Origin of the sequence: Streptomyces sp. NPDC005931 (assembly GCF_042871235.1) — a bacterium.
In the GTDB taxonomy this organism is placed as follows: Bacteria; Actinomycetota; Actinomycetes; order Streptomycetales; family Streptomycetaceae; genus Streptomyces.
This window is the reverse complement of the sequence record NZ_JBIAIG010000004.1, coordinates 1-23,988: the sequence shown is the minus strand read 5'-3', so window position 1 is coordinate 23,988 and position 23,988 is coordinate 1. Positions and strand designations below refer to the sequence as shown.

Genomic DNA, 23,988 nt, shown 5'->3' with positions numbered 1-23,988 from the left:
CCGGACTCCGGCGCACTCAGTCCTCCCGCAGCACGTAACCCACCCCGCGCACCGTGTGGATCAGCTGGGGCGCGTCGGGCTGGTCGAGCTTGCGGCGCAGGTAGCCGACGTAGACGGCGAGGTTCTTGGAGCCGGGCCCGAAGTCGTAGCCCCAGATGCGGTCGTAGATCGTCGCGTGGTCCAGGACGGTGCCCGCGTGGCGCACCAGCAGTTCCAGCAGTTCGAACTCGGTGCGGGTCAGCTCCAGTTCCCGCCCGCCCCGCCAGGCCCGGCGGGCCTGCCGGTCCATGCGCAGCCCGGCCGCCTCGAGGAACCGGCCGGGGACCTCGGCCCGCGGCGGCTCCACGGGCGGGCCGCCGTTGTCGGGGGCGGCGGGGCCGGCGCGGCGCAGCAGGGCGCGCAGCCGGGCGAAGACCTCCTCGACGTCGAACGGCTTGACCACGTAGTCGTCGGCGCCCGCGTCCAGTCCCGCGATCCGGTCGGCGGTCTCCACCAGCGCGGTCAGCATCAGCACCGGGGTGCGGTCGCCCTCGGCGCGCAGGACCCGGCACACCTGGAGCCCGTCGATGCCGGGCATCATCACGTCCAGCACGAGCACGTCGGGCCGGCTGCGGTGGGCCTGTGCGAGCGCCTCGACGCCGTCGGCGACGGCCGTGACCCGGTAGCCCTCCAGAGTGAGGGCCCGCTCCAGGGCGTTGCGGATGGCGCGGTCGTCTTCGGCGAGCAGAACGGTGTGGGGCACGGCCCCAGTCTGCCAAGGTTCCCGGCCCCGGGGCCCCGGCGTGGGGCACCGGGACCGCCTTCTCACCGGCCTCTCACCCGGTGGGCCGCAGCGCGGCGAGCTGTTCCTCGAAGGGCACCACGGTGAGCTCCTCCTCGTCACCGGCGCCGGCGTGCGCTCCGGTGCCGTGGCCGCCCGCCGCCCCGGCGGGCCGCCCGGCCGGCAACGCGAGCGCCAGGGCGGCCAGCTCCCCGGCGGCCCGTGCGATCCGCGCGTCCAGCCCCTGCGCGCCCCAGTCCTCCGACGCGGCGTAGACGCCGGTGGGGAGGACGACGGCGCGCAGGAAGGAGAACAGGGGGCGCAGGGCGTGATCGAGGACGAGGCTGTGCCGGGCGGTCCCGCCGGTGGCCGCGATCAGCACCGGCTTGCCCGCCAGTGCGTCCTTGTCGAGCACGTCGAAGAACGACTTGAACAGCCCGCTGTACGACGCCGAGAACACCGGTGTCACGACGATCAGCCCGTCGGCCTGCGTCACGGCCCGCTGGGCCTCGGCCAGGGTGCGTCCGGGGAAGCCGTTGGTGAGGTGGTGGGCGATCTCCACGGCGAGGTCGCGCAGCTCGATCACCCGCACGTCCGCCGGGGCCGGCCCGGTCGTGCCCGCGGCCGCCGCGGTGGTGGCCGCCAGCCGGTCCCCCAGCAACCGCGTGGACGACGGGACGCCCAGTCCGGCCGATACGACGACGATCCTCATACCGAGGTCACCTCCCGGCGGGCCGGCAGGGACGAGTGGGTGGGCGCGTCCGGCACGTCGGCCGGCCTGCCCTTGGCGAACTCCTCGCGCAGCACCGGCACGACCTCCTCGCCGAGCAGGTCGATCTGCTCCAGCACGGTCTTCAGCGGCAGCCCCGCGTGGTCCATCAGGAACAGCTGGCGCTGGTAGTCGCCGGCGTACTCGCGGAACTTCAGCGTCTTCTCGATCACCTGCTGCGGGGAGCCCACGGTCAGCGGGGTCTGCTCGGTGAAGTCCTCCAGCGAGGGTCCGTGCCCGTAGACCGGCGCGACGTCGAAGTAGGGGCGGAACTCGCGCACCGCGTCCTGCGAGTTCCTCCGCATGAACACCTGGCCGCCGAGCCCGACGATCGCCTGCTCGGGGGTGCCGTGCCCGTAGTGGGCGTAGCGGGTCCGGTACAGCTCGACCATGCGCCTGGTGTGGTCGGCGGGCCAGAAGATGTTGTTGTGGAAGAAGCCGTCGCCGTAGTACGCGGCCTGCTCGGCGATCTCCGGCGAGCGGATCGAGCCGTGCCAGACGAACGGCGGCACGCCGTCCAGTGGGCGGGGCGTGGAGGTGAAGCCCTGGAGGGGCGTGCGGAACCTGCCCTCCCAGTCGACGACGTCCTCGCGCCACAGGCGGTGCAGGAGGGCGTAGTTCTCGACGGCGAGGTTGATGCCCTGGCGGATGTCCTTGCCGAACCAGGGGTAGACCGGTCCGGTGTTGCCGCGGCCCGTCATCAGGTCCACCCGGCCGTCGGCCAGGTGCTGGAGCATGGCGTAGTCCTCGGCGATCTTCACCGGGTCGTTGGTCGTGATGAGGGTGGTGGAGGTCGACAGGACCAGTCGCTCGGTCTGCGCCGCGATGTAGCCGAGCAGGGTGGTCGGGGACGACGGCACGAACGGCGGGTTGTGGTGCTCGCCGGTCGCGAAGACGTCCAGGCCGACCTCCTCGGCCTTCAGCGCGACGGCGACCATGGCCTTGATCCGCTCCCGCTCGGTCGGGGTGCGTCCCGTCGTCGGATCCGGCGTGACGTCCCCGACGCTGAAGATCCCGAACTGCATGGCCACTCACCCTCCAAGTCGTTTACCATTCAACTATACGCCGGAACGGTCCGCTCCTCGGTGTTATTCCGCCACCCGCCACCCTCGGCCCCCCACCCTCGGCCCCGCCACCCTCGGCCCCGCCACCACCGACAACCCTCTGCCGCGGCACCACCGCCGGACCGGCCACGACACCCACCGACGGACCGGCCCTCGGCGCACCGGGCGCCGGACCGGCCGTCGCAGCGACCGCCGAACCGGCCACCGGACCGGCCGTCGCCGCGCCGGGCGCTCCGCTACGGCACCAGCACCAGCCGCCCCCGCACCCCGCCCTCGGCGAGCCGGGCGTGCGCCTTGGCCGCATCGTCCAGGGCGTAGGTCTCGGCCACCCGCAGGGTCAGCGCACCCTCGTCCACCAGGCGGACCAGCTCGGCCAGGCGCGCTCCGTCCGCGCTCACCTCGACGGCGCCGGTCCGCACCCCGCGCACGGGGGCCGGGGCGGCCTGCGGGATGACACCGGCGTACGCTCCCCCGTCCCGCACCCAGGCCTGCGCGGCCTCACCCAGGACCGCCGCGTCCAGCACGGCGTCGACGCTGCCCGGCCCGACGGCACCGGTCGTGAAGCGCGCGGCACCCAGGGACCGTACGAGCTCCTCGTCCTCCTCCCTGGCCAGCGCGGTCACCACCAGCCCGTCGCGGGCGGCCAGCTGCACCGCGAACCCACCGACCGCGCCCGCCGCGCCCGTGACCAGCAGGGACTGTCCCCGCTGGAGGCCGAGCAGGTCGAGGGCCTGCGCGGCGGTCAGCGCGTTCAGCGGCAGGGTCGCCGCGTGCACGGCGTCGACCGTCTCCGGTGCCTTCGCCACCGCGTCCGCCGGCACCACGACGTACTCGGCGTGGGCGCCCAAGGACTTCACCGGGCCGTGGTCGAGCGCCACGACCTCGTCACCGGCCCGCCACGCGGTCGCCGCGCCGGTGGCGTCCACCGTCCCGGCCACGTCCCAGCCCAGCCCGATCCGCCGGCCCGCACGACCGAACACGCCCGAGCGCACCCCCGCGTCCACCGGGTTCAGCGCCGTCGCGGCGACCTTGATCCGCACCTCTCGCGCGCCCGGCTCCGGCACCCCGGTCTCGACGACCTCCACGGCCTCGGGCCCACCGAACGTTGTCACCACTGCTGCACGCATGACGGAACACTCCAGGAAAGTCACTGGTCATCGCGGTACCTCCGCGACACGCAGCAACCCTAGGAAGCGTTACTATCCAGAAGGAAGTAGTTACCTGAAGGTGCCTACGTACCCCGGAGGAGAGCCCATGCCGACCATGACCGCGGCCCAGCGGCGCGAACAGGCGCGCCTGGAGTACGACGCCTTCATCCGGGGCTGCCCCACCAACCAGCTCCTGGACCGCATCAGCGACAAGTGGGTCAGCCTGGTCGTCAGCGCGCTCGCCCAGGGCCCCATGCGCTACAGCGACCTCGGCCGGAAGATCGCCGGTGTCAGCCCCAAGATGCTGACGCAGACCCTGCGTTCACTGGAGCGCGACGGCCTCCTCACCCGCACGGTGACCCCGTCCGTCCCGGTCCGCGTCGACTACGCGCTCACCCCGCTCGGCCGCAGCCTGAGCCTGCTGCTGACCGCGGTGAAGGACTGGGCGGAGACCCACTTCGACGAGGTCCACCGGGCCAGGGAGCGCTACGACGCCGAGACCGCCGACAACACGGAGCACGCCGAGAGCGCCAGGAACACCGAGAACACCCGCGACTAGCCCGGCGACGGCCGGCGAGCCCGTGCCCCCCGGACTGCCCCGCTGCCCCGCTGCCCCGTGACCCCGGCGGGTGGCCGGGCCGTGCCCCGGAACCGGCCGGGCCGGGCCGGGCGGCCTCAGCCGGTGTCCCCCGCGCGCAGGCGGGCGGCCTGTTTCGCGGCGTACTCCGTCGTACGTCTCATGTGGTCGATGAACAGGCCGAGTTCGGATTCGTCGAGGTCGTCGAAGAGTGCGAGCCAGCCGCCCGTGAGCCGGTCCCACACCCGCCCGAACTCGGCGGCTCGCTCCGGCACCGGCACCACCAGCACGCGCCGCCGGTCCGCCGCGTCCCGGTCCCGGACGACGTAGCCCGCCCGCTCCAGCCGGTCCACCAGCCGCGTCGCCGATCCCGTGGTCAGCCCGGTCAGCTCGGCGACCCGGCCGGTCGGCACCGGGCCGCCCTCCAGCGTGAGCAGGCTGAGGCACTGGAGATCGGTGGGATGCAGGTGCAGACGGTCGGCAACGGCCTGGCTCACCAGCGCGTGCGAAGCCATGTAGCGCCGGGAGACCACCGCCAGCTCCGCCAGCAGCCGCGCCCGCGCGCCCCGGGGCACCGTCCGCTCCCGCACCTCCTCGGGCACCTCGCGTCCCTCGGACTCCGTCATCCCTGCTGCTCCTCGCCCCGCACGGCGTACGCGTCGCAGGGATGTATCCCCCGCGGGACCGGGCGCAGACGCCGTTGATCAGGTGACCCCCGGCAACCGTCCCCGCGCCCGTGCGAAGCTGCCCGCATGCTCATCCTCCGCTCCGCCGCGCTCTTCGTCCTGGCCGCGATCCTGGAGATCGGCGGGGCCTGGCTGGTCTGGCAGGGCGTGCGGGAGCACCGCGGCTGGATGTGGGCGGCCGGCGGCGTGCTCGCCCTCGGCGCCTACGGCTTCGTCGCCACCTTCCAGCCCGACGCCCACTTCGGCCGCGTCCTCGCGGCCTACGGCGGCATCTTCGTGGCCGGCTCGATCCTGTGGGGCGTGGTCGCCGACGGCTACCGCCCGGACCGCTGGGACATCGCGGGCGCGCTGGTCTGCCTGGCCGGCATGGCGGTGATCATGTGGGCACCGAGAAACGGCTGACGGGCGCCCGCACCGGCCCGGCGCTCCGCCCGCCGAAGCACCCGCCGCGGTACGGGGTCGACAGCGGCGCCGGTGTCGTGGGCGCGACCGGTGTCGTCACGGCGGGGTGACCCGGCGCCCGCACCCCGACGCTCCCACCGCACCGCCCGCGCGGTCGCCCGCGGTACCCCCGAGCCCCGCTCCGCGGCGACCGACGCGACGAGCCGGTCCGCGACCGCGGACCCCCACGGTCCCGGGAGTCCCCGGTCCCGGGCCAACTCCAATCCTGGCCCTCCCGCGGTCCCGGAGCTCCCCACGGCCCGAACCTCCCCACGACCCAGACCTCCCCACGACCCAGACCTCCCCGCGACCCGGAGCTCCCCGGTCCCGAACCTCCCCACGGCCATAACCTCCCCGCGACCCGGACCTCCCCGCGACCCGGACCTCCCGCGGCCCGGACGTTCCCGCGGTCCCGGAGCTCCCCACGGCCCGAACCTCCCCACGACCCGAACCTCCCCACGACCCGGACCTCCCCACGGCCCGGACCTCCCCGGTCCCGGACCTCCCCGCGACCCGGACCTCCCCGCGACCCGGACCTCCCGCGGCCCGGACGTTCCCGGTCCCGGGCCCGGTACAGCCCCGGGCCTCGTACGGACCTCACGCGGAGCTCACGCGGCCTCCGGCTCCACCGCCCCCGGCCCGCCCCGGCCCGCGTCAAGTCCGAGGTGCAGCCCGTGGAGATCGCGGGAGCGCTTCGGCGGGCGTGTGACTCCGTGGTCGGGACGCGGCCGCCGGAGGGCGGAACCGCCTCCCGCAGGGCCGCCGCCACGGCTTCCGGGCCAGCACCCTCCCCAAGGGCCACGTCGCCCCCCCCCGCCTCCGGCCCCTGGGCGTCGAGAGGATCCCCCTCCTCCCCCCTCCCCCGTCCCCCACCGGGCCCCGCGCCCGCCGCCCGCCCGCACCGCCCGCCTATGCTGACCGCACACGGCCCCGACCCCGCGAGCGCGCACCCCGCCCCGGCCCGGAACCGGACCCGCGTCGTACCGCGAGCCCGCGAGGCTCCGCCGTCCGCACGGTCACCCGTACCGCCCTCCGTACCGCACCGCCCGTCCGCGCCAGCCCGAGGAGCAGCCCATGGCCACCGCCGCACCGTCCGCCGCGTCCCGTATCGCCGTCGTCACGGGCGCGAGCAGCGGAATCGGCGCCGCCACGGCCCGTCGGCTCGCCGAGGCGGGTTACCGCGTGGTGCTCACCGCCCGCCGCAAGGACCGCATCGAGGCGCTCGCCGAGGAGATCAACGCGGCCGGTCACTCCGCGACGGCGTACCCGCTCGACGTCACCGACCGCGCGGCGGTCGACGAGTTCGCGACCGCGTTCAGGACCGTCGGCGTCCTGGTCAACAACGCCGGCGGCGCACTCGGCGCCGACCAGGTCGCGACCGGCGACCCCGACGAGTGGCGCCGGATGTACGAGACCAACGTGATCGGCACCCTCAACCTCACCCAGGCCCTGCTGCCCAAGCTCGACGCGAGCGGGGACGGCACGGTCGTGGTGGTCTCCTCCACCGCGGGCCACGCCACGTACGAGGGCGGCGCGGGCTATGTAGCCGCCAAGCACGGGGCCCACGTCCTCGCCGAGACGCTGCGCCTGGAGATCGTCGGCCGCCCGGTCCGCGTGATCGAGATCGCGCCCGGCATGGTCCGCACCGAGGAGTTCGCGCTGACCCGCTTCGGCGGCGACGCGGAGAAGGCCGCCAAGGTCTACGAGGGCGTGGCCGAGCCCCTGACCGCGGACGACGTCGCCGACACCATCGCCTGGGCGGTGACCCGCCCGAGCCACGTCAACATCGACCTGCTGGTCGTCCGGCCCCGCGCGCAGGCGTCCAACACGAAGGTCCACCGGGAACCGCGATGACCGACCCGACCCCGGACCCGACATCCGCCCGCGCCGCCGAGGACCGCGACCGTCGGCGCCTTGCCCTGGAGAAGAAGCGGGAGCGCTACGTCTGGTACTACCTCGGCTACTTCCTCTTCGGCATCCACATCGTGGCGTTCGTCATGATCTACGCGGTGACGCACGCGAAGTAGGCGGAAAACCGGCAGGACCGTGCCGCGCGCGACCACCTAGGGTGGCTGCGCGTGGACAGACGCATCCCCTTCGACGCCCTGCACAACTTCCGCGACCTGGGCGGCCGGCCGGCGGCGGACGGCCGCCGCGTCCGCCCCGGCCGCCTCTACCGCTCCGACTCCCTGGGCAAGCTGGGCACGGACACGGCGGACTGGACGCGCTTCCTCTCGCTCGGTATCCGCACGGTCGTCGACCTGCGCTACCCCTGGGAGATCGAGGCCCGGGGCCGCGTCCCCGAGCACCCGTCCTTCGGGTACCACAACCTCAGCATCGAGCACCGCCCCTACGACCAGGCCGCGTTGGCCGCGGACGTCGCCCCCGGCCCCTTCCTGGCGGAGCGCTACATGGAAGTCGCCGAGGACGGCGTGAAGGAGATCGCGGCCGCGCTGCACCTGGTGGCGGACGCGGCCCGCGCGGGCACCCCCCTGGTCTTCCACTGCGCCTCGGGCAAGGACCGCACGGGCCTGCTGGCCGCCCTGGTCCTGGGCCTGCTGGACGTCCCCCGCGAGACGATCGTCGAGGACTTCGCCCTCACCGACCGGGCCGCCCCGGCGCTCCTGGCCGAGTGGACGGCCCGCAACGACGGCCGCGTCCCGGACTGGCCGGCCTTCGGCCGTGCTCCGGCGGAGGTGATGGAACTGTTCCTCACCGCCCTGACGGCACGCCACGGCTCCCTCGCGGCGTACGTCGCCCACGTCCTGGGCACGGACGCGCAGGTCGTCTCGGACACCCTGCGGGCTCATCTGCTGACCCCGGCGTGACGGAGGCTGGTCCGCGGCGAACCGGCGGACCCGCCTTCCCCGTCACCCCTTGACGCAGACGACCTGCTTGAGCTTCGCCACGACCTCCACGAGGTCCCGCTGCTGATCCACGACCTGCTCGATCGGCTTGTACGCGCCCGGTATCTCGTCCACGACGCCGGAGTCCTTGCGGCACTCCACACCCCGAGTCTGCTCCTCCAGGTCCTTGGTGGTGAACCGTCGCTTGGCGGCGTTGCGGCTCATCCGCCGGCCGGCGCCGTGCGACGCCGAGTTGAAGGCCTTCTCGTTGCCGAGGCCCTTCACGATGTACGAACCGGTGCCCATGGAGCCCGGGATGATGCCGTACTCGCCCGACCCCGCGCGGATCGCGCCCTTGCGGGTCACGAGCAGGTCCATGCCGTCGTAGCGCTCCTCGGCCACGTAGTTGTGGTGCGCGCTGATCTCCGGCTCGAAAACCGGCTTCGCCTTCCGGAACTCCTTGCGGATCACGTCCTTCAGGAGCGCCATCATGATCGAGCGGTTGTACTTGGCGTACTCCTGCGCCCAGAACAGGTCGTTGCGGTAGGCCGCCATCTGCGGGGTTTCCGCCACGAAGACGGCGAGGTCACGGTCGATCAGGTCCTGGTTGTGGGGGAGCTTCTGGGCCACGCCGATGTGGTGCTCGGCGAGTTCCTTGCCGATGTTGCGCGAACCGGAGTGCAGCATCAGCCAGACGGAACCCTCCGCATCCGTACAAATTTCAACAAAATGGTTGCCGCCCCCAAGCGTCCCCATCTGCTTCGCCGCCCGTTCCTCCCGGAACTTCACCGCCTCCGCAACCCCGTCGAACCGCTCCCAGAAGTCGTCCCACCCCGAGGTCGCGAAACCGTGCAGGCGGTGCGGGTCGACCGGGGCGTCGTGCATCCCCCGCCCCACCGGAATGACCTGCTCGATCCTCGACCGCAGCCGCGAGAGATCACCCGGCAGGTCGTTCGCCGTCAGGGACGTCTTCACCGCCGACATCCCGCAGCCGATGTCCACGCCCACCGCCGCGGGGCACACCGCACCCCGCATCGCGATGACCGACCCGACCGTCGCACCCTTGCCGTAGTGCACGTCCGGCATCACGGCCAGGCCCTCGATCCACGGCAGGGTCGCCACGTTCCGCAGCTGCTGGAGCGCGCCCTCCTCCACCGTCGCCGGGTCCGTCCACAGACGGATCGGCACTTTCGCCCCCGGCAGTTCCACATACGACATAACGTCCTCATTCCCCCGACATCGAACAGAAGTATCGAATCGCAAAACCGGCGCCAAGGTCGATGAAAAGGGATGACGGACCGGCGTCCACGGCAGCGCGTGCGATACACATTGTCTCCAGGGACCGCCTCGGGGCGGCAAGCGATTAACCAGCGAGAGGAGCCCGACCGTGCAGCGGAAGGCGTACGTGTCCGGCGTCGCCGCGCTCCTCGTCGCCCTGCTGGCCGGCTGCACCGGCGGCTCCGGTGACGGCGGCCCGACCGACAACTCCAACCCCGGCGACCCCGGTACGGCGACGCAGGCCGCCCAGCCCGGCAAGTACGCCACGCTTCCGGAGCCCTGCGGCGCGGTGGACCCCGGGACCCTCCAGGAACTGCTGCCCGGGCTGGGGGAGATGACCGACGAGGCGCTGCGCGAGAAGGCGTACGCGGGCGAGGCCACGCTCACCTACGACACCGATCGCAAGGTCGGCTGCCGCTGGAAGGTGGAGTCGGCCGAGGCCACCGACCACCTGCACATCGACTTCGAGCGGGTCGTCTCCTACGACACCGCCGTCAGCGACGACAGCCGGGCCGAGGAGTTGTTCGCCACCCGGCGGACGGCGGCCCGGCTCCCGGAACCGACGGCCACCGGTTCCGCCTCCGGGGACGCCGGTTCGGACGCCGGCGCGGGCGCCTCCCCTTCCGCCGGGGCGAGTTCGTCGCCGTCCGGCTCCTCATCGCCGTCGGCGCGCGGCACCTCCTCGTCTCCCTCGGCCGCCGCGTCCTCCCCTTCCTCGTCGCCCGACCTCCAGCCCCGGGTCCTGGAGGACCTCGGCGACGAGGCGTTCCTCGACGACGAGCTGACCGACTCCGGTTCGACGGCCAGGCAGCGGACGGTGACTGTGGCGTTCCGCACGTCCAACGTCATTGTGACCGTCGAGTACGCGGAGCAGCCGGCCATCGTGGGCGTGCTCCCGGACAGTGAGGAAATGCAGGACAGGGCCCAGGATCTGGCCTCCCGGCTGGCCGATTCGCTGGGCGGCTGAGCGTCGTTCGCCCGCGGTGCGCCCGCCCGCGCAAACCGTGCGAAGGAAGTCCACACCGGTGGCTCACCGCGTACCGTGACCCCCCGGACCCCGTTCCGACCGCAGGGAACACGAGCGTCATGAGTGAAGGAACCATGCAGCGAGTACCAGAGCGAGACCAGCCAGCGAAGCGTCTGACCCGCCTCCTTGTCGGCGCGGCCGCCGTCCCCGTGATACTGGTCGCCGCCGGCTGCTCCTCGGACTCCGGCTCCGACGACGGCAAGGCCGAGGGCGCCTCCGCGAAGGCCTCCGCGTCGGCGAGCCCGTCCCCGACGGTGCAGGCGGCGGCGTACGGCACGCTTCCGGAGCCGTGCGAGGTGCTGTCGAAGAAGTCCCTGAAGGAGCTCGCGCCGAACGCCAAGTCCGGCAAGGAGGGCAAGTCGGACGACGTGTCGCTGCGTGCGAGCTGCTCCTGGAGCAGCCTCGACAACAACGGCGTGAAGGGCTCGCAGTTCCGCTGGCTGAGCGTGTCGCTGCTGCGTTTCGAGTCGGACGTCACCCGCGGCGCGGGCGACGAGCTGGCGAAGGAGTACTACGACAAGCAGGTGCGCGACGTCCAGGCGGCCGAGGGCGCCAAGAACGTCGAGGCCGAGCCGCTGGCCGGGACGGGCGACGAGGCGACGGCCGTGGCGTACGACCTGAAGAAGAAGGAAGGCGCCTTCAAGCAGCAGACGGTCGTGGCCCGGGTGGAGAACGTGGTCGTCACCCTCGACTACAACGGTGCCGGTCTGGCCGGGGAGAAGACCCCCAGCGGCGCGGAGCTGATGAAGGACGCGCAGAAGGCGGCCAAGGAGGCCGTTGCCTCGGTGACGAAGGCGAACGGCTCGGGCGAGGAGGCCGGCGGCAGCCCGTCGAAGCCGGCGTCCACGTCGTCGTCCGCTGCGTCCAAGGCTCCGTCGCGCTCGGCGTCCTCCTCTGCGTCGAAGAAGAGCTGACCGAAGCTGATACAGAACCGGCCACCTGTCTCCCGCACACATGTGCCACTCTGTTGCGCGCAACAACACGCAAGGGGAGGGGAGTGCGGGTGGCCGCGCCACTTCAGCTGACACGGACGCACCGGGTTCTCATCGGTGTGGTCGTCGCCGGTGCCGTCATCATCGCCGGCATCGGCTTCGCGGGTTCGTACGCCGCCGTACGGGAACTGGCCCTGAAGAAGGGCTTCGGGAACTTCAGTTACGTCTTCCCGATCGGCATCGACGCCGGCATCTGCGTCCTGCTCGCCCTGGACCTGCTGCTGACCTGGATCCGTATTCCCTTCCCGCTGCTGCGACAGACCGCGTGGCTGCTGACGGCGGCGACCATCGCCTTCAACGGCGCCGCGGCGTGGCCGGATCCGCTCGGTGTGGGGATGCACGGCGTGATCCCGGTGCTCTTCGTGGTCTCCGTGGAGGCGGCGCGGCACGCGATCGGGCGGATCGCCGACATCACCGCCGACAAGCACATGGAGGGCGTGCGGCTCACCCGCTGGCTCCTGTCGCCGGTACCGACGTTCCTGCTGTGGCGGCGGATGAAGCTGTGGGAGCTGCGCTCCTACGAGCAGGTGATCAAGCTGGAACAGGAGCGTCTGGTCTACCAGGCCCGGCTGCGCTCCCGCTTCGGCCGCGCCTGGCGCCGCAAGGCCCCGGTGGAGTCCCTGATGCCGCTGCGCCTGGCCAAGTACGGGGTGCCGCTCGCGGACACCGCCCCGGCGGGCCTGGCGGCGGCCGGCATAGAGCCGGCCCTGATACCCCCGGAGCCGCGCGGGGGGTACGTTCCCGGGCAGAGCGCGGTGCCGCCCGCCGGACGGCGCCCGGAGCTCGTCGGCGACCGGCGGCAGGACGACGGGCCGGTGCCGTACCAGGAGGAGCCCGTCCCGGACCAGAACCCCTGGTTGCACGCCCGGGACCCGCAGTCCGTGGAGTACCACGGCGACTACGACCCGACGTACGACCCGGACGAGTACGCCCGCTGGGTCGCGGAACAGCGGCAGGCCGAGGAGTACCGGGATCAGTACCCGGAGGAACCGCCCCTCCAGGAGCCGTCCCCGGAGGAGACCGGCAGCTTCCCCATCCCGGTGAGCCCGGGCCGCACCCGGGAACTGGGCGAGGGCGGCGGCACGCCCGCCCCGGAACCGACCGAGGAGGACTACTACCAGGTCTTCCGCCAGTCGATCAACGGCAGTCTGCCCACCCCGCGTCAGTTCGCGGAGGGCGTGGAGGCCACGTACGGCATCGCCGTCGCGGAGCCGGAGGCCAAGCGCATGGTGAATCGCTTCTCCAACCGCTTCAACGCGGAACTGGAGGAGGACCACATCGCCTAGGGCGCCCGGGAGTGACGGCGAAGGGGGGCGACCGGTGAGACCACCGGTCGCCCCCCTTCGTCATCCGGACCGGTCTACTCCCCGAGCAGGACCCGCACCCGCTCCTGCCCCACCGCGAGCAGCAGCGTGGGCAGGCGCGGGCCGGTGTCGCGGCCGACGAGCAGGTGGTAAAGGAGCGCGAAGAAGGACCGCTGGGCGGCCTTGATCTCCGGCGGCAGTTCCTTGGGCGTCGCGTCGGCGGAGAAGCCGGCCTGCACCTTGGGCACCCCGTAGACGAGGTGGGTGAGCCCGTCCAGCGACCAGTGGTCGGCGAGGCCGTCCAGCAGCAGCCGGATCGACTGCTGGGAGGCCTCGTCGAGGGACTTCAGCAGTTCGGCGTCGGGCTCGGCGCGGACGATGGTGCGCTGGTCGGCGGGGACGTGGGTGTTGATCCACGCCTCGGCCCTGTCGTAGCGCGGCCGGGCCTCGTCGAGGGAATCCAGCGGGTTGGCGGGGTCCAGCTCGCTGAGGATGCGCAGCGCCTGGTCCTCGTGGCCGGCGGTGATGTCGGCGACGGAGGCGAGCGTGCGGTAGGGCAGCGGCCTGGGCGTCCGCGGCAGCTCACCACCGGCGGTGCGCACCGCGCGGGAGTGGGCGGCCGCGTCGGCGGGCAGCGCGGAGCCGTCGGCGACCTTGGTGTCGAGCCGGTCCCACTCGTCGTAGAGGCGCTGGATCTCCTGGTCGAAGGCGATCTTGAAGGACTGGTTGGGCCTGCGGCGGGCGTACAGCCAGCGCAGCAGCTGCGGCTCCATGATCTTCAGCGCGTCGGCGGGCGTGGGCACGCCGCCGCGCGAGGACGACATCTTGGCCATGCCGCTGATGCCGACGAAGGCGTACATGGGCCCGATCGGCTGCTTGCCGCCGAAGATCCCGACGATCTGCCCGCCGACCTGGAACGACGATCCGGGCGAGGAGTGGTCGACCCCGCTTGGCTCGAAGATCACGCCCTCGTAGGCCCAGCGCATCGGCCAGTCGACCTTCCACACCAGCTTGCCGCGGTTGAACTCGTTCAGCCGGACGGTCTCGGAGAAGCCGCAGACGGTGCAGGCGTAGGTCAGCTCGGTGGAGTCGTCGTCGTAGGAGGTGACGGTGGTGAAGTCCTTCTCGCAGTTGCCGCAGTACGGCTTGTACGGGAAGTACCCGGCGGAGCCGGAGCTGCCGTCGTCCTCGGACGCGGCCCCCGACCCCTCCGCCGCCTCGAGCTCGGCCTCGTCGACCGGCTTCTGCTGCTGCTTCGCCGGGGCCTTCTTGGTGCGGTACTGGTCGAGGATCGCGTCGATGTCGCCGCGGTGCCGCATGGCGTGCAGGATCTGGTCCCGGTAGACGCCCGAGGTGTACTGCTCGGTCTGGCTGATGCCGTCGAACTCGACGCCCAGCTCGGACAGCGACTCGATCATCGCGGCCTTGAAGTGCTCGGCCCAGTTCGGGTGCGCCGAGCCCTTGGGGGCGGGGACGGAGGTGAGCGGCTTGCCGATGTGCTCGGACCACGTCTCGTCCACACCGGCGACACCGGCCGGGACCTTGCGGTAGCGGTCGTAGTCGTCCCAGGAGATCAGGTGCCGGACCCGGTGGCCGCGGCGGCGGATCTCGTCGGCGACGAGGTGCGGGGTCATGACCTCGCGGAGGTTCCCCAGGTGGATGGGTCCGGACGGCGACAGCCCGGACGCGACGACGACCGGTTTGCCCGGGACCCGACGCTCCGACTCCTCGATGACCTCATCCGCGAAACGGGAGACCCAGTCGGTGGTCTCGGTGCTCTGAGCCACGATCGGCACGTCCTCTTTTTCTGAAGGGGCTGACCGGCCCATTCTCCCAGACCGGAACGCGCCCGGGAAAACGGCTTTACCCCCCGTGAAATACTGACCGTGTCTATCCATCCCCACGAGGAGAACGGCACCCTTACCTATGGCCCCGGTCACGTCCCTCAGCGACACCGTCCAGCAGCACCTCACGTCCGCCCTCTCGGCCGCCCGGCCGGAGGCAGCCGACGCGGACCCGCTGCTGCGACGAAGCGACCGGGCCGATTTCCAGGCCAACGGCATCCTGGCGCTGGCCAAGAAGGCGAAGGCGAACCCGCGGGACCTGGCGGCCGAGGTCGTCGCGCAAGTCGTCACCGGTGACGTGATCGAGGACGTCGAGGTCTCCGGGCCGGGCTTCCTGAACATCAGGATCGCGGACGGCGCGATCACCAGGAACCTGGCCGCCCGGTACGCGGACCCCGAGCGCCTCGGCGTGCCCCTGGCCGAGGACCCCGGCACCACGGTGATCGACTACGCCCAGCCGAACGTGGCGAAGGAGATGCACGTCGGCCACCTGCGCTCCGCGGTGATCGGCGACTCGGTGGTCCAACTCCTGGAGTTCACCGGGGAGAACGTGGTCCGCAGGCACCACATCGGCGACTGGGGCACCCAGTTCGGCATGCTCATCCAGTACCTGGACGAGCACCCGCACGAGCTGGACCACAAGGAAGCCGAGATCACCGGCGAGGAGGCGATGTCGAACCTGGACCGCCTCTACAAGGCCGCGCGCAGGCTCTTCGACTCCGACGAGGAGTTCAAGACCCGCGCCCGGCGCCGGGTGGTGGACCTCCAGGCCGGCGACCCGCAGACGCTCGCCATGTGGCAGAAGTTCGTCGACGAGTCGAAGATCTACTTCTTCTCCGTCTTCGAGAAGCTGGACATGGAGATCCGGGACGCGGACATCGTCGGCGAGTCCGGTTACAACGACATGCTCGCCGACACCTGCCGCATGCTGGAGGAGTCGGGCGTCGCGGTCCGCTCGGAGGGCGCGCTGTGCGTGTTCTTCGACGACATCAAGGGCCCGGACGGCAAGCCGGTCCCGCTGATCGTGCAGAAGTCGGACGGCGGCTACGGCTACGCGGCGACGGACCTGTCGGCGATCCGGGACCGTGTGTTCCACCTCAAGGCGAACACGCTGCTGTACGTGGTGGACGCCCGCCAGGCGCTGCACTTCAAGATGGTCTTCGAGACCGCGCGCCGGGCCGGCTGGCTGGGCGACGACGTGCACGCGGCGCAGCTCGCCTTCGGCACGGTCCTCGGCAAGGACGGCAAGCCGTTCAAGACCCGTGAGGGCGAGACGGTCCGCCTGGTCGACCTGCTCGACGAGGCGATCGAGCGCGCGTCGGCCGTCGTCCGGGAGAAGGCGCAGGACCTGTCCGACGAGGAGATCGCCGAGCGGGGCGCCCAGGTGGGCATCGGCGCGGTGAAGTACGCGGACCTGTCGACGTCGGCGAACCGGGACTACAAGTTCGACCTGGACCAGATGGTCTCGCTGAACGGCGACACGTCCGTCTACCTGCAGTACGCCTACGCCCGTATCCGCTCCATCCTGCGCAAGGCGCCCGAGGGTGCGCGCCCGGCCGCGCACCCGGAGCTGGGACTGGCCCCGGCCGAGCGGGCGCTGGGCCTGCACGTGGACGCGTTCGCGGAGACGGTCGCCGAGGCCGCCCGCGAGTACGCCCCGCACAAGCTGGCGGCGTACCTGTACCAGCTGGCGTCGCTGTACACGTCGTTCTACGACAAGTGCCCGGTGCTGAAGGCCGAGTCGCCGCAGCAGGTGGAGAACCGCCTGTTCCTGTGCGACATCACGGCCCGCACCCTGCACCAGGGCATGGCCCTGCTGGGCATCCGGACGCCCGAGCGGCTCTGAGGAACAGCGGCAGGCACACGCACGCGGCCCGTCCTCTCCCCCGAAGGGAGGGCGGGCCGCGGCGTTTCACGGTCCTTCCGGTACGTCGATGCCGAACTCCTCGTCCAGCAGGCGCCGTGTCTCCGCCGTCCGTCACCTCCCGTGCGGTGACCGTGCCGTCGGCGCGGGTCTCGGTGAGGCGGTGGCCGTCGAGGATGAGGTGCCGGTCGGGCGTGAGGCCCTGGCCGTAGGGGCGGCGGCTGAACGGCGAACGGGGAAGTCGGCCTTTGGTCGTACTCCCGCCCGCTCAGCCTCGGTCACGCAGCCCCGCGCCCAGCCTCCGCAGCCCTTCCCCGATCTCCGCGGGCGTCTGGGTCACGAAGCAGAGCCGGAGGGTGGAGTGGTCGGGGTCGGCGGGGTGGAAGGGCGCGCCGGGGACGTAGGCCACGTCCCGGCGGACCACCCGCGGCAGCAGCGCCGTGGTGTCGTACGGCTCCGGGAGGCGGACCCAGAGGAACATGCCGCCCTCGGGACGGTTCCAGGTGGCGCCCTCCGGGAGGGCGTCGGCAAGCCCGGTGAGCATGGCGTCCCGGCGTTCGGCGTAGACGGCCGCGACCCGGCGGACATGGGCGTCGAGGTCGTGGTCGGCCAGGTACCGTGCCGCGGCGAGCTGGTTGACGGTCGGAGTGTGCAGGTCGGCCGCCTGCTTGGCGACCGCGCAGGCCCGCCGCAGCGCGGCGGGGGCGCGCAGCCAGCCCAGCCGCATCCCGGGCGCCATGACCTTGGAGAAGCTGCCGAGCAGCACCGTACGGTCCTCGGCCCCCGGGTGCGCGGCGATCCACGGCACCCGCTCCCCCTCGTACCGCAGCTCCCCGTAGGGGTCGTCCTCGACGATCCACAGGCCGTGCCGGGCGGCGACGGCGGCGACGGCGGCGCGGCGCGCGGCGGGCAGGGTGCGGCCGGTCGGGTTCTGGAAGGTGGGCACGGTGTAGAGCAGCTTGGGCCGTTCGCGCACCACCAGTTCCTCCAGCGCCTCCGGGTCGAGCCCGTCACCGTCCCCGGGCACGGCCACCACGCGCGCTCCGGCGAGCCGGAAGGACTGAAGTGCCGCCAGATAGCAGGGACTTTCCACCAGGACCGGGTCCCCGGGTTCGAGCAGCGCGGTGGACAGCAGGGAGAGGGCCTGCTGGGAACCGGTGGTGACGAGCAGGTCGTCGGCGTGGGTCGGCAGTCCGCGCACGCTGTTGCGTGCGGCGAGCGCGGCCCGCAGCGCGGGTTCGCCCTCGGTCGTGGAGTACTGGAGCGCCTGCGCGGGCGTCTCGGCGAGCACGGCACGGTAGGCGTCCGCGATGCCGTCGGCGTCGAACAGCTCGGGCGCCGGCAGCCCGCCCGCGAAGTTGATCACCTCGGGGCGTGCCGTCACGGCCAGGATGTCCCGTACGGGTGATCCGCCGACGGCACGGGCCCGCGCGGCGAGCGGTGGCGTGGGGGCGGCGGGCGGCGCGGGCTCGGTGACGGTCATGGCACGGCTCCTTCGGCTGCGGTGACGGCGCGGACGCCGGGGGCAGCAGCCTAGGAAAATACGTGTGCCCTACAGGCGGCTTTCCGGGATCCGGACGCGCTCCCGCCGAGTGGGGCCCCTACTGCTGGTCCTGGGACACGTCCGTCGTGCCCTCGGGAACCCACGCGTCCCCACCGAGCGGGAACTCGTACCCCGGGCGCCCGTTGTTGCCACTGGTGCGGAATGGCCGCCCCTTGTCGTCCACGGTGAGCGTGCCGCTGCGGGAACCGCTGGACCAGCGCAGCTCCAGGTACCAGCTGACGTCGTAGGCGGAGGCGTCGGCACGGATGTAGTAGACCTCCGGGTCGGACTCGCTGACCCTGAAGGGAAAGTCCCGGTGCCCCGCCTCCGGCTCCACGCCGGGCCGCGCGGCGTCCAGGGCGACGGTGAAGGAACGCGTCGGCACGTCACCGCCGCAGCCGACGCCGGGATAGCCCATGGCGTGGTCGTTCCAGGCGAGCGGCGCCCGCTTGCCGGCGATCCGCACCGTGAGCCCTTCGACGACCACGGTCTCCTCGCCGGTCCCCTGCACGGTGAGCCGAAGGTACTGCTCCCCCGACGACACGGCCCCGACCGAGGCCACCCAGGCGGCCACGTCCTGCTCCAGCGGCGGCGGGGGCACCTTCCCCGGCGGGTGGTCGATCAGGTACCGCTGCGAGCAGGCGCTCTCCCACTCGTAGGGGTTGGCGCTGACGGTGAGTGGGGCGCCCTGGGCGGCGCTGCCGGTGCGGCCGGCATCCGCACCGGCCGACGGAGCGGCGGATGCCGCGGCACCGCCGCGCCCCGAGCCGCCGTCCTTCCCCTCCCCCGTGCCGTCCTTGCCCTTCGGCCCCTCGGAGGCGGATCCGGGGGGCGAGGCGGAGGGGGACGGCGACGCGGAGACGCCCGCACGCTCCCGCCCGTCGACCCCGGCCGCCCCGACCGGCCCCCGGGGACCGTCCCCGTCCGCCCCGTCCCCGGGCGGGTTCAGGGAGAGCGCGACCCCGCCCAGCACGGCGGCCACGGCGATCCCGGCCAGGAGGGCGGTACGGGTACGGCGGCGGGGCGGGCCGGTGGGACCGGGCCCGAGGACGGCGCCGGCCGCGGCCTCCGGCGGCGCCGCGGCCCGATCTCCGGGCTCCGCCCCTCCACCCTCCTTCCCCTGACCCTCGTCCCCCTGACCCCGCTGCGCCTCGGCCTGCTCCGACTCGCCCTCCGCCACCTCGACGTGCTCCGCCTCGCCCTGTTCCCCCTCACCCTGCTTGCTCCGGCCCCGCGTGCTCTCGGCCCGCGTGCCCTCGCTCTCGTTCCCCGCGCCCGGCCCCCGCTCGGTCCGCTCGGCTTCGGCTTCCACCGGCCCGGCGGAAGCCGTCGCCGCGCCCTTCTGTCGGCGCGCCGCATCCGCGAGCACCCACCGCCGGTGCAGCTCGACCAGTTCCTCCGGCCGCGCCTTGCACGCGCGGGCCAGCCGCTCGACGGGCGCGTAGTCCGTCGGCACCGCATCGCCGTTGCAGTACCGGTGCAGGGTCGACGTACTCATGTGGAGCCGTTTGGCGAGCACCCCGTAGCTCAGCCCCGAGCGGTCCTTCAACTCACGCATCAGTGCGGCGAATTCCGCCGCGGCCGTGTCTCCCGACACCATTCCTTCCACCCCCGTGTCCCGTTCCGCCGTTCCAGGGGACGGTCGTTTCCCCCGGTCAGGTGCGGTACGGGCATTCCAGCGTCCCGAGTCCTCCGCCGGGCCTGGCGGACGGGACGGATCACCCCGCAAGCTCTGGTCATCCAAGCACGCCGCTCCCGGCTCCCGGTCGAGCGGTCACGCCAAACCCCTTGAGACGACAAGGAATTCGCCATGCGCATCCACCGCACCCGCCTGCTCGCCGCCACCGGTGCCGCCCTGACCGCCCTCGCCCTCACCGCCTGCGAGAACGGCACGGGCACACAGGACGGGGGAGCGTCCCGGCCGACGGCCACGGCGACGTCGGCCGCCAAGCCCACCTCACCGGCCGCGGACGGCACCACCACGCCCGGTGAGCCCTCCGAGGCCGGCACGGACACGAACGGAGACACCGGCAGGGACGGGAACAAGGCAACGGGCAGCGGCTCCGACTCCGCGGACGCCGCCGGGACCCGGGTCGCCTGCAGCGGCTCCAACACCACCGTCACCGCCCAGCCGGTGCCCCGCCCGCTCAACCACATGCTGATCACGGTGAAGAACACCGGCACGAAGCCCTGCGACCTGACGTACTACCCGGTGCTCCGCTTCGACGAGATGCAGTGGGTGCCGCAGCCCATCGAGGACTCCAAGCCGCAGGCCGTGGTCGGCATCGACCCGGGCGAGGCCGCCTACGCGGGCGTGCTGCTCGCGGCGGCCGACGGCAGCGGCGACGGCGGCACCACGGGCCACAAGCTCACCGTCGGCTTCCAGGGCCGCACCCCGAACAGCAGCGGCGGCCCGGCGGCGACGCCGTCGCTCCCCGCGAAGGGCGTTTACTACGACAGCACCCTGACGGTCACGTACTGGCAGCAGTCCATGGACGACGCCCTGACGTACTGAGCAGCGGGCTAACGACCGAGCTTCTGGGCCACCTCGGTGGCCCAGTAGGTGAGGATGGTGCGCGCCCCGGCCCGCTTGATGCCGGTGAGGGCCTCCAGGATCGCCCGGTCCCGGTCGATCCAGCCCTTCTCGGCGGCGGCCTCGATCATCGAGTACTCGCCGGAGATCTGGTAGGCGGCCACCGGCACGTCCACCGAGTCGGCGACCCGCGCCAGAATGTCCAGATAAGGCCCCGCCGGCTTCACCATCACCATGTCGGCGCCCTCCTCCAGGTCCAGCGCCAGCTCCCGCATCGACTCCCGCACGTTGGCCGGGTCCTGCTGGTAGGTCTTGCGGTCGCCCTGGAGGGAGGAGGCGACGGCCTCGCGGAACGGCCCGTAGAAGGCGGAGGCGTACTTGGCGGTGTAGGCGAGGATCGCGACGTCCTCGCGCCCGATCTGGTCGAGCGCGTCGCGGACGACCCCGATCTGCCCGTCCATCATCCCGCTCGGCCCCACCACATGGGCGCCGGCGTCGGCCTGCACCTGGGCCATCTCGGCGTACCGCTCGAGCGTCGCGTCGTTGTCGACCCGTCCCTGCTCGTCCAGCACTCCGCAGTGCCCGTGATCCGTCGTCTCGTCGAGACACAGGTCGGACATGACGAGGAGATCGTCCCCGACCTCGGCCCGCACGTCCCGCAGGGCCACCTGGAGGATCCCGTCCGGATCGGTCCCCGGCGTACCGACGGCGTCCTTCTTGGACTCCTCCGGCACACCGAACAGCATGATCCCCGAGACACCGGCCGCCACGGCCTCCGCCGCCGCCTTCTTCAGACTGTCGCGCGTGTGCTGCACCACCCCGGGCATCGCCGCGATCGGCACCGGCTCACTGACGCCCTCGCGCACGAACGCCGGGAGGATGAAGTCGGCGGGGTGCAGCCTGGTCTCGGCGACCATCCGACGCATGGCGGGGGTGGTCCGCAGACGCCGCGGCCGCGTGCCGGGAAAGGATCCGTACGTCGTCATACACCTACGCTACGCCCGCCCCACCCGTGCCTTTGCCGACGCGGAGTCGGCCGGACCGGACCTCTGAACCTGCTCAAGATCCTTCCCGCAGCGTTCCCTCCGGACCTAGGTTCGACTCGACGACGCAGATGAGGGGAGGCGAGAGCGATGACGGTCGAGCAGGTTGCGGTGATCGCCCTGGCGATCGAGGTGGTGCTCATGGTCCTGGCCCGGGTCGGCACCGAGCGCCGCCACTGGAGCCACGCCGAGCACGGCGGACCCGCCCCCCTGAAGAGGGACGACATCACACTGGTGCCGGGACCCCTGTACGCGCTCGCCGCGGTCGCCATGGCGATCGGCGCCGCTCTGTCACCGGTCGAGCTCACGCTGTCGGCGATCGGTACGTTCGCGCTGTTCGGCATCCTGCTGCCGGCGTTCGCCGCGAACTCCGTGATGGTGATGGCGACCCGGGGCCGCCGCACCATGACGGCCACCCGGTGGCAGCGTGGCATCGCCTGCACGATCGCCGCGGGCGGCGGCCTGCTGTCGGCCGGCCTCGTCGGCTGACGAATGCCCCTGCCGCCGAGGTCACCGGACGCGGCCGAGCTCCAGCTCGGCCCAGACGGTCTTGCACGGGAACGGGCCCGGCCGCACACCCCAGCGGTCCGCCAGTTCCTCGACCAGCAGCAGACCGTGGCCCGACTCGGCGGGATCCGGTGAGGCGTCCCGACGCACCGGCACGCTCTCGCCCCGGGCGTCGGTCACCTCGATGCGCAGCACCCCGTCCGCGCTGGCGGTGAGGCCGAGCCGGAAACTGCGGCCGGGGACACGGCCGTGCACGACGGCGTTCGCGGCGAGTTCGGCGACGATCAGTCGGGCCGGGTCCAACGGCAGTTCCCAGGAGCGCAGTTGCTTGGTGGCGAGCAGGCGGGCCAGGCGAGCGCCCCGACGGGTGGCGGAGAGCGGCACGGAGAAGTGGTGGAGCGGGGTGCGCGGTGCGGCGATTTCCTGGTTCACGTCACTCACTGTGTTCACGCGTGCGTACGCTGTGAAGGTGGGCGGCCCGTGCGGCCGATGGTTGTCCGTGGTGCGTCCGGTTCCGTCCGGGCTGCCCGGGGTGACCGTGCGCGCGGGCCGGAGTTGGACCGGGGAAGGGCGCGCGGCGGGAGGGCGACGGGCATGAGCGGGTGGGAAGCGGGGCTGGACGACGAAGAGGCCGGGGCCGTGATGCGGACGGTCGTACGGCAGCTGAAACTGTGGCGGGAGTCGGCCGGCCTCACCCAGGCGGAGTTCGGGGCGGCGATCGGATACGGGGAGGAACTGGTCTCCTCCGTGGAGCGGGGGCGGCGGATTCCTCGGCCCGAGTATCTGGACGCGGCGGACGAGGTGTTGGGGGCGGGCGGCAAGATCGCGGCGCTCAAGCAGGATGTGGCGGAGGTCCGGTACCCGAAGAAGGTGCGGGACTTGAAGAAGCTGGAGGCGGACGCGGTCGAGCTGTGCGCCTACAACAACTCCGTCATCCACGGGTTGTTGCAGACCGAGGATTACGCAAGGGCCGTCTTCAACGCGCATCGACCGGCACTCACCGAGGACGAGGTGGAGCAGCAGGTGGCGGCGCGCTTGGCACGACAGGGGATCCTTGATCTCATGACCGGGCGGCGCGTCTTCAGCTTTGTGCAGTGCGAGTCGACGCTTCGCAGGCCCATGGGAGGCAGAATGGTGATGCGCCGGCAGCTCGAACGACTGTTGGAGGTGGCCCAGTTGCGCAACGTGGACTTCCAGGTGCTTCCCCTGGACCGCGAGGTGAACTCCGGGACCGGCGGTTCGTTCCGACTGCTCAAGCTCAAAGGAGGAGCCACAGTCGCGTTCAGCGAATCGCCCCTCAGCAGCAGAGTGACGGCTGACCCCAAGGAAACGACGGTCCTCGACATTCGCTACGGAGCTCTACGCGCCCAGGCTCTCAGCCCACAGGATTCGTTGCCTCTGATCGAGAAAGCACTGGGAGATACAAGGACATGACGCTCAAGGCCTCTGCAACCAGCACCAAGCCGGAATGGATAAAGAGCACCTACAGCACGTCCGACGGCCCCGACTGCGTCGAGGTGGCCACCGTCCCCAGCCACATCCTCGTCCGCGATTCCAAGAACCCCCACGGCCCCCGCCTCACGCTCGCCCCCTCCACCTGGGCAGCCTTCCTGCCGTACGCCTCCAAGTCCTGAGGCCCGGTATGCGGTGGTGGGGGGGGGGGGGGGCCCCCCCCCCCCCCCCCCCCCCCCCCCCCCCCCCCCCCCCCCCCCCCCCCCCCCCCCCCCCCCCCCCCCCCCCCCCCCCCCCCCCCCCCCCCCCC

24 protein-coding genes are annotated in these 23,988 nt (G+C 72.4%); 13 read left to right on the top strand and 11 right to left on the bottom strand.

Annotated features, from left to right (window positions below; genetic code table 11):
* Window positions 1–16: 16 nt before the first annotated feature.
* The 4 genes from ACFYOV_RS11115 to ACFYOV_RS11100 form a co-directional block, all read right to left on the bottom strand.
* Window positions 17–742, bottom strand: coding sequence for a response regulator transcription factor (locus tag ACFYOV_RS11115; protein ID WP_389085725.1), 726 nt, complete (start codon window positions 740–742; stop codon window positions 17–19).
* 73 nt (window positions 743–815) lie between these two features.
* Window positions 816–1,472: a CE1759 family FMN reductase gene (locus tag ACFYOV_RS11110; RefSeq protein WP_389085723.1), complete on the bottom strand. Its 657-nt coding sequence runs from the start codon at window positions 1,470–1,472 to the stop codon at window positions 816–818.
* Window positions 1,469–2,554, bottom strand: coding sequence for an LLM class flavin-dependent oxidoreductase (locus ACFYOV_RS11105; protein WP_389085720.1), 1,086 nt, complete (start codon window positions 2,552–2,554; stop codon window positions 1,469–1,471). Before ACFYOV_RS11105 ends, ACFYOV_RS11110 begins: the two co-directional genes overlap by 4 nt.
* A gap of 275 nt (window positions 2,555–2,829) precedes the next feature.
* Window positions 2,830–3,720: an NADP-dependent oxidoreductase gene (locus ACFYOV_RS11100; RefSeq protein ID WP_389085718.1), complete on the bottom strand. Its 891-nt coding sequence runs from the start codon at window positions 3,718–3,720 to the stop codon at window positions 2,830–2,832.
* 127 nt (window positions 3,721–3,847) lie between these two features.
* Here ACFYOV_RS11100 and ACFYOV_RS11095 point away from each other — a divergent pair, with 127 nt between their 5' ends.
* Complete coding sequence (locus ACFYOV_RS11095) at window positions 3,848–4,300, top strand: winged helix-turn-helix transcriptional regulator (RefSeq protein WP_389085716.1); 453 nt, start codon at window positions 3,848–3,850, stop codon at window positions 4,298–4,300.
* A 116-nt stretch (window positions 4,301–4,416) separates the two neighbouring features.
* Here ACFYOV_RS11095 and ACFYOV_RS11090 read toward each other — a convergent pair whose 3' ends face one another.
* Window positions 4,417–4,833 carry a MarR family transcriptional regulator gene (locus ACFYOV_RS11090; RefSeq protein ID WP_389087021.1) on the bottom strand — a complete coding sequence of 139 codons (417 nt, stop codon included), beginning with the start codon at window positions 4,831–4,833 and terminating at the stop codon, window positions 4,417–4,419.
* A 237-nt stretch (window positions 4,834–5,070) separates the two neighbouring features.
* Between ACFYOV_RS11090 and ACFYOV_RS11085 the strand changes: the two genes are divergently transcribed.
* From ACFYOV_RS11085 to ACFYOV_RS11070, 4 genes are all read left to right on the top strand, one after another.
* Window positions 5,071–5,406 carry a YnfA family protein gene (locus ACFYOV_RS11085; protein WP_389085714.1) on the top strand — a complete coding sequence of 112 codons (336 nt, stop codon included), beginning with the start codon at window positions 5,071–5,073 and terminating at the stop codon, window positions 5,404–5,406.
* A 1,113-nt stretch (window positions 5,407–6,519) separates the two neighbouring features.
* Window positions 6,520–7,299: an SDR family NAD(P)-dependent oxidoreductase gene (locus ACFYOV_RS11080; protein WP_389085712.1), complete on the top strand. Its 780-nt coding sequence runs from the start codon at window positions 6,520–6,522 to the stop codon at window positions 7,297–7,299.
* On the top strand, window positions 7,296–7,472 hold the full coding sequence (locus tag ACFYOV_RS11075) for a hypothetical protein (protein ID WP_389085709.1): 177 nt from the start codon (window positions 7,296–7,298) through the stop codon (window positions 7,470–7,472). The genes ACFYOV_RS11080 and ACFYOV_RS11075 overlap by 4 nt, the downstream gene beginning before the upstream one ends.
* A gap of 51 nt (window positions 7,473–7,523) precedes the next feature.
* Window positions 7,524–8,273: a tyrosine-protein phosphatase gene (locus ACFYOV_RS11070; RefSeq protein ID WP_389085707.1), complete on the top strand. Its 750-nt coding sequence runs from the start codon at window positions 7,524–7,526 to the stop codon at window positions 8,271–8,273.
* Between the two features lie 42 nt (window positions 8,274–8,315).
* Here ACFYOV_RS11070 and ACFYOV_RS11065 read toward each other — a convergent pair whose 3' ends face one another.
* Entirely contained in the window at window positions 8,316–9,509 is a 1,194-nt protein-coding gene (locus ACFYOV_RS11065) for an RtcB family protein (RefSeq protein WP_389085705.1), read from the bottom strand.
* Window positions 9,510–9,678: 169 nt separating this feature from the next.
* On the opposite strand from ACFYOV_RS11065, the gene ACFYOV_RS11060 reads away from it, so the two are divergent.
* The 3 genes from ACFYOV_RS11060 (at window position 9,679) to ACFYOV_RS11050 (ending at window position 12,874) form a co-directional block, all read left to right on the top strand.
* Complete coding sequence (locus ACFYOV_RS11060) at window positions 9,679–10,536, top strand: DUF3558 domain-containing protein (protein ID WP_389085702.1); 858 nt, start codon at window positions 9,679–9,681, stop codon at window positions 10,534–10,536.
* Between the two features lie 119 nt (window positions 10,537–10,655).
* Window positions 10,656–11,510: a DUF3558 family protein gene (locus ACFYOV_RS11055; RefSeq protein WP_389085701.1), complete on the top strand. Its 855-nt coding sequence runs from the start codon at window positions 10,656–10,658 to the stop codon at window positions 11,508–11,510.
* Window positions 11,511–11,599: 89 nt separating this feature from the next.
* A complete protein-coding gene (locus ACFYOV_RS11050; protein ID WP_389085699.1) occupies window positions 11,600–12,874 on the top strand; it encodes a DUF2637 domain-containing protein in 1,275 nt (424 codons plus the stop codon).
* 74 nt (window positions 12,875–12,948) lie between these two features.
* Here ACFYOV_RS11050 and lysS read toward each other — a convergent pair whose 3' ends face one another.
* Window positions 12,949–14,688 (bottom strand): lysine--tRNA ligase, encoded by a 1,740-nt coding sequence (gene lysS / locus ACFYOV_RS11045; protein WP_389085696.1) that lies wholly within the window; start codon window positions 14,686–14,688, stop codon window positions 12,949–12,951.
* Window positions 14,689–14,818: 130 nt separating this feature from the next.
* On the opposite strand from lysS, the gene argS reads away from it, so the two are divergent.
* Window positions 14,819–16,582, top strand: coding sequence for an arginine--tRNA ligase (gene argS / locus ACFYOV_RS11040; protein WP_389085694.1), 1,764 nt, complete (start codon window positions 14,819–14,821; stop codon window positions 16,580–16,582).
* Between the two features lie 286 nt (window positions 16,583–16,868).
* On the opposite strand, the gene ACFYOV_RS11035 is transcribed toward argS, so the two are convergent.
* Both ACFYOV_RS11035 and ACFYOV_RS11030 read right to left on the bottom strand, forming a co-directional pair.
* Window positions 16,869–18,083 (bottom strand): PLP-dependent aminotransferase family protein, encoded by a 1,215-nt coding sequence (locus ACFYOV_RS11035; RefSeq protein ID WP_389085691.1) that lies wholly within the window; start codon window positions 18,081–18,083, stop codon window positions 16,869–16,871.
* A 118-nt stretch (window positions 18,084–18,201) separates the two neighbouring features.
* Window positions 18,202–19,740, bottom strand: coding sequence for a helix-turn-helix domain-containing protein (locus ACFYOV_RS11030; RefSeq protein WP_389087018.1), 1,539 nt, complete (start codon window positions 19,738–19,740; stop codon window positions 18,202–18,204).
* 213 nt (window positions 19,741–19,953) lie between these two features.
* Between ACFYOV_RS11030 and ACFYOV_RS11025 the strand changes: the two genes are divergently transcribed.
* Window positions 19,954–20,658 carry a DUF4232 domain-containing protein gene (locus ACFYOV_RS11025; RefSeq protein WP_389085689.1) on the top strand — a complete coding sequence of 235 codons (705 nt, stop codon included), beginning with the start codon at window positions 19,954–19,956 and terminating at the stop codon, window positions 20,656–20,658.
* A gap of 8 nt (window positions 20,659–20,666) precedes the next feature.
* On the opposite strand, the gene hemB is transcribed toward ACFYOV_RS11025, so the two are convergent.
* On the bottom strand, window positions 20,667–21,662 hold the full coding sequence (hemB, locus tag ACFYOV_RS11020) for a porphobilinogen synthase (RefSeq protein WP_389085686.1): 996 nt from the start codon (window positions 21,660–21,662) through the stop codon (window positions 20,667–20,669).
* 147 nt (window positions 21,663–21,809) lie between these two features.
* Here hemB and ACFYOV_RS11015 point away from each other — a divergent pair, with 147 nt between their 5' ends.
* Window positions 21,810–22,208 (top strand): hypothetical protein, encoded by a 399-nt coding sequence (locus ACFYOV_RS11015; RefSeq protein WP_389085684.1) that lies wholly within the window; start codon window positions 21,810–21,812, stop codon window positions 22,206–22,208.
* Window positions 22,209–22,229: 21 nt separating this feature from the next.
* On the opposite strand, the gene ACFYOV_RS11010 is transcribed toward ACFYOV_RS11015, so the two are convergent.
* On the bottom strand, window positions 22,230–22,658 hold the full coding sequence (locus ACFYOV_RS11010; RefSeq protein ID WP_389085681.1) for an ATP-binding protein: 429 nt from the start codon (window positions 22,656–22,658) through the stop codon (window positions 22,230–22,232).
* A gap of 162 nt (window positions 22,659–22,820) precedes the next feature.
* On the opposite strand from ACFYOV_RS11010, the gene ACFYOV_RS11005 reads away from it, so the two are divergent.
* Window positions 22,821–23,660, top strand: a complete 840-nt coding sequence (locus ACFYOV_RS11005; RefSeq protein ID WP_389085679.1) for a helix-turn-helix transcriptional regulator — start codon at window positions 22,821–22,823, stop codon at window positions 23,658–23,660.
* Window positions 23,657–23,860, top strand: coding sequence for a DUF397 domain-containing protein (locus ACFYOV_RS11000; RefSeq protein ID WP_389085676.1), 204 nt, complete (start codon window positions 23,657–23,659; stop codon window positions 23,858–23,860). The genes ACFYOV_RS11005 and ACFYOV_RS11000 overlap by 4 nt, the downstream gene beginning before the upstream one ends.
* Window positions 23,861–23,988: the final 128 nt, after the last annotated feature.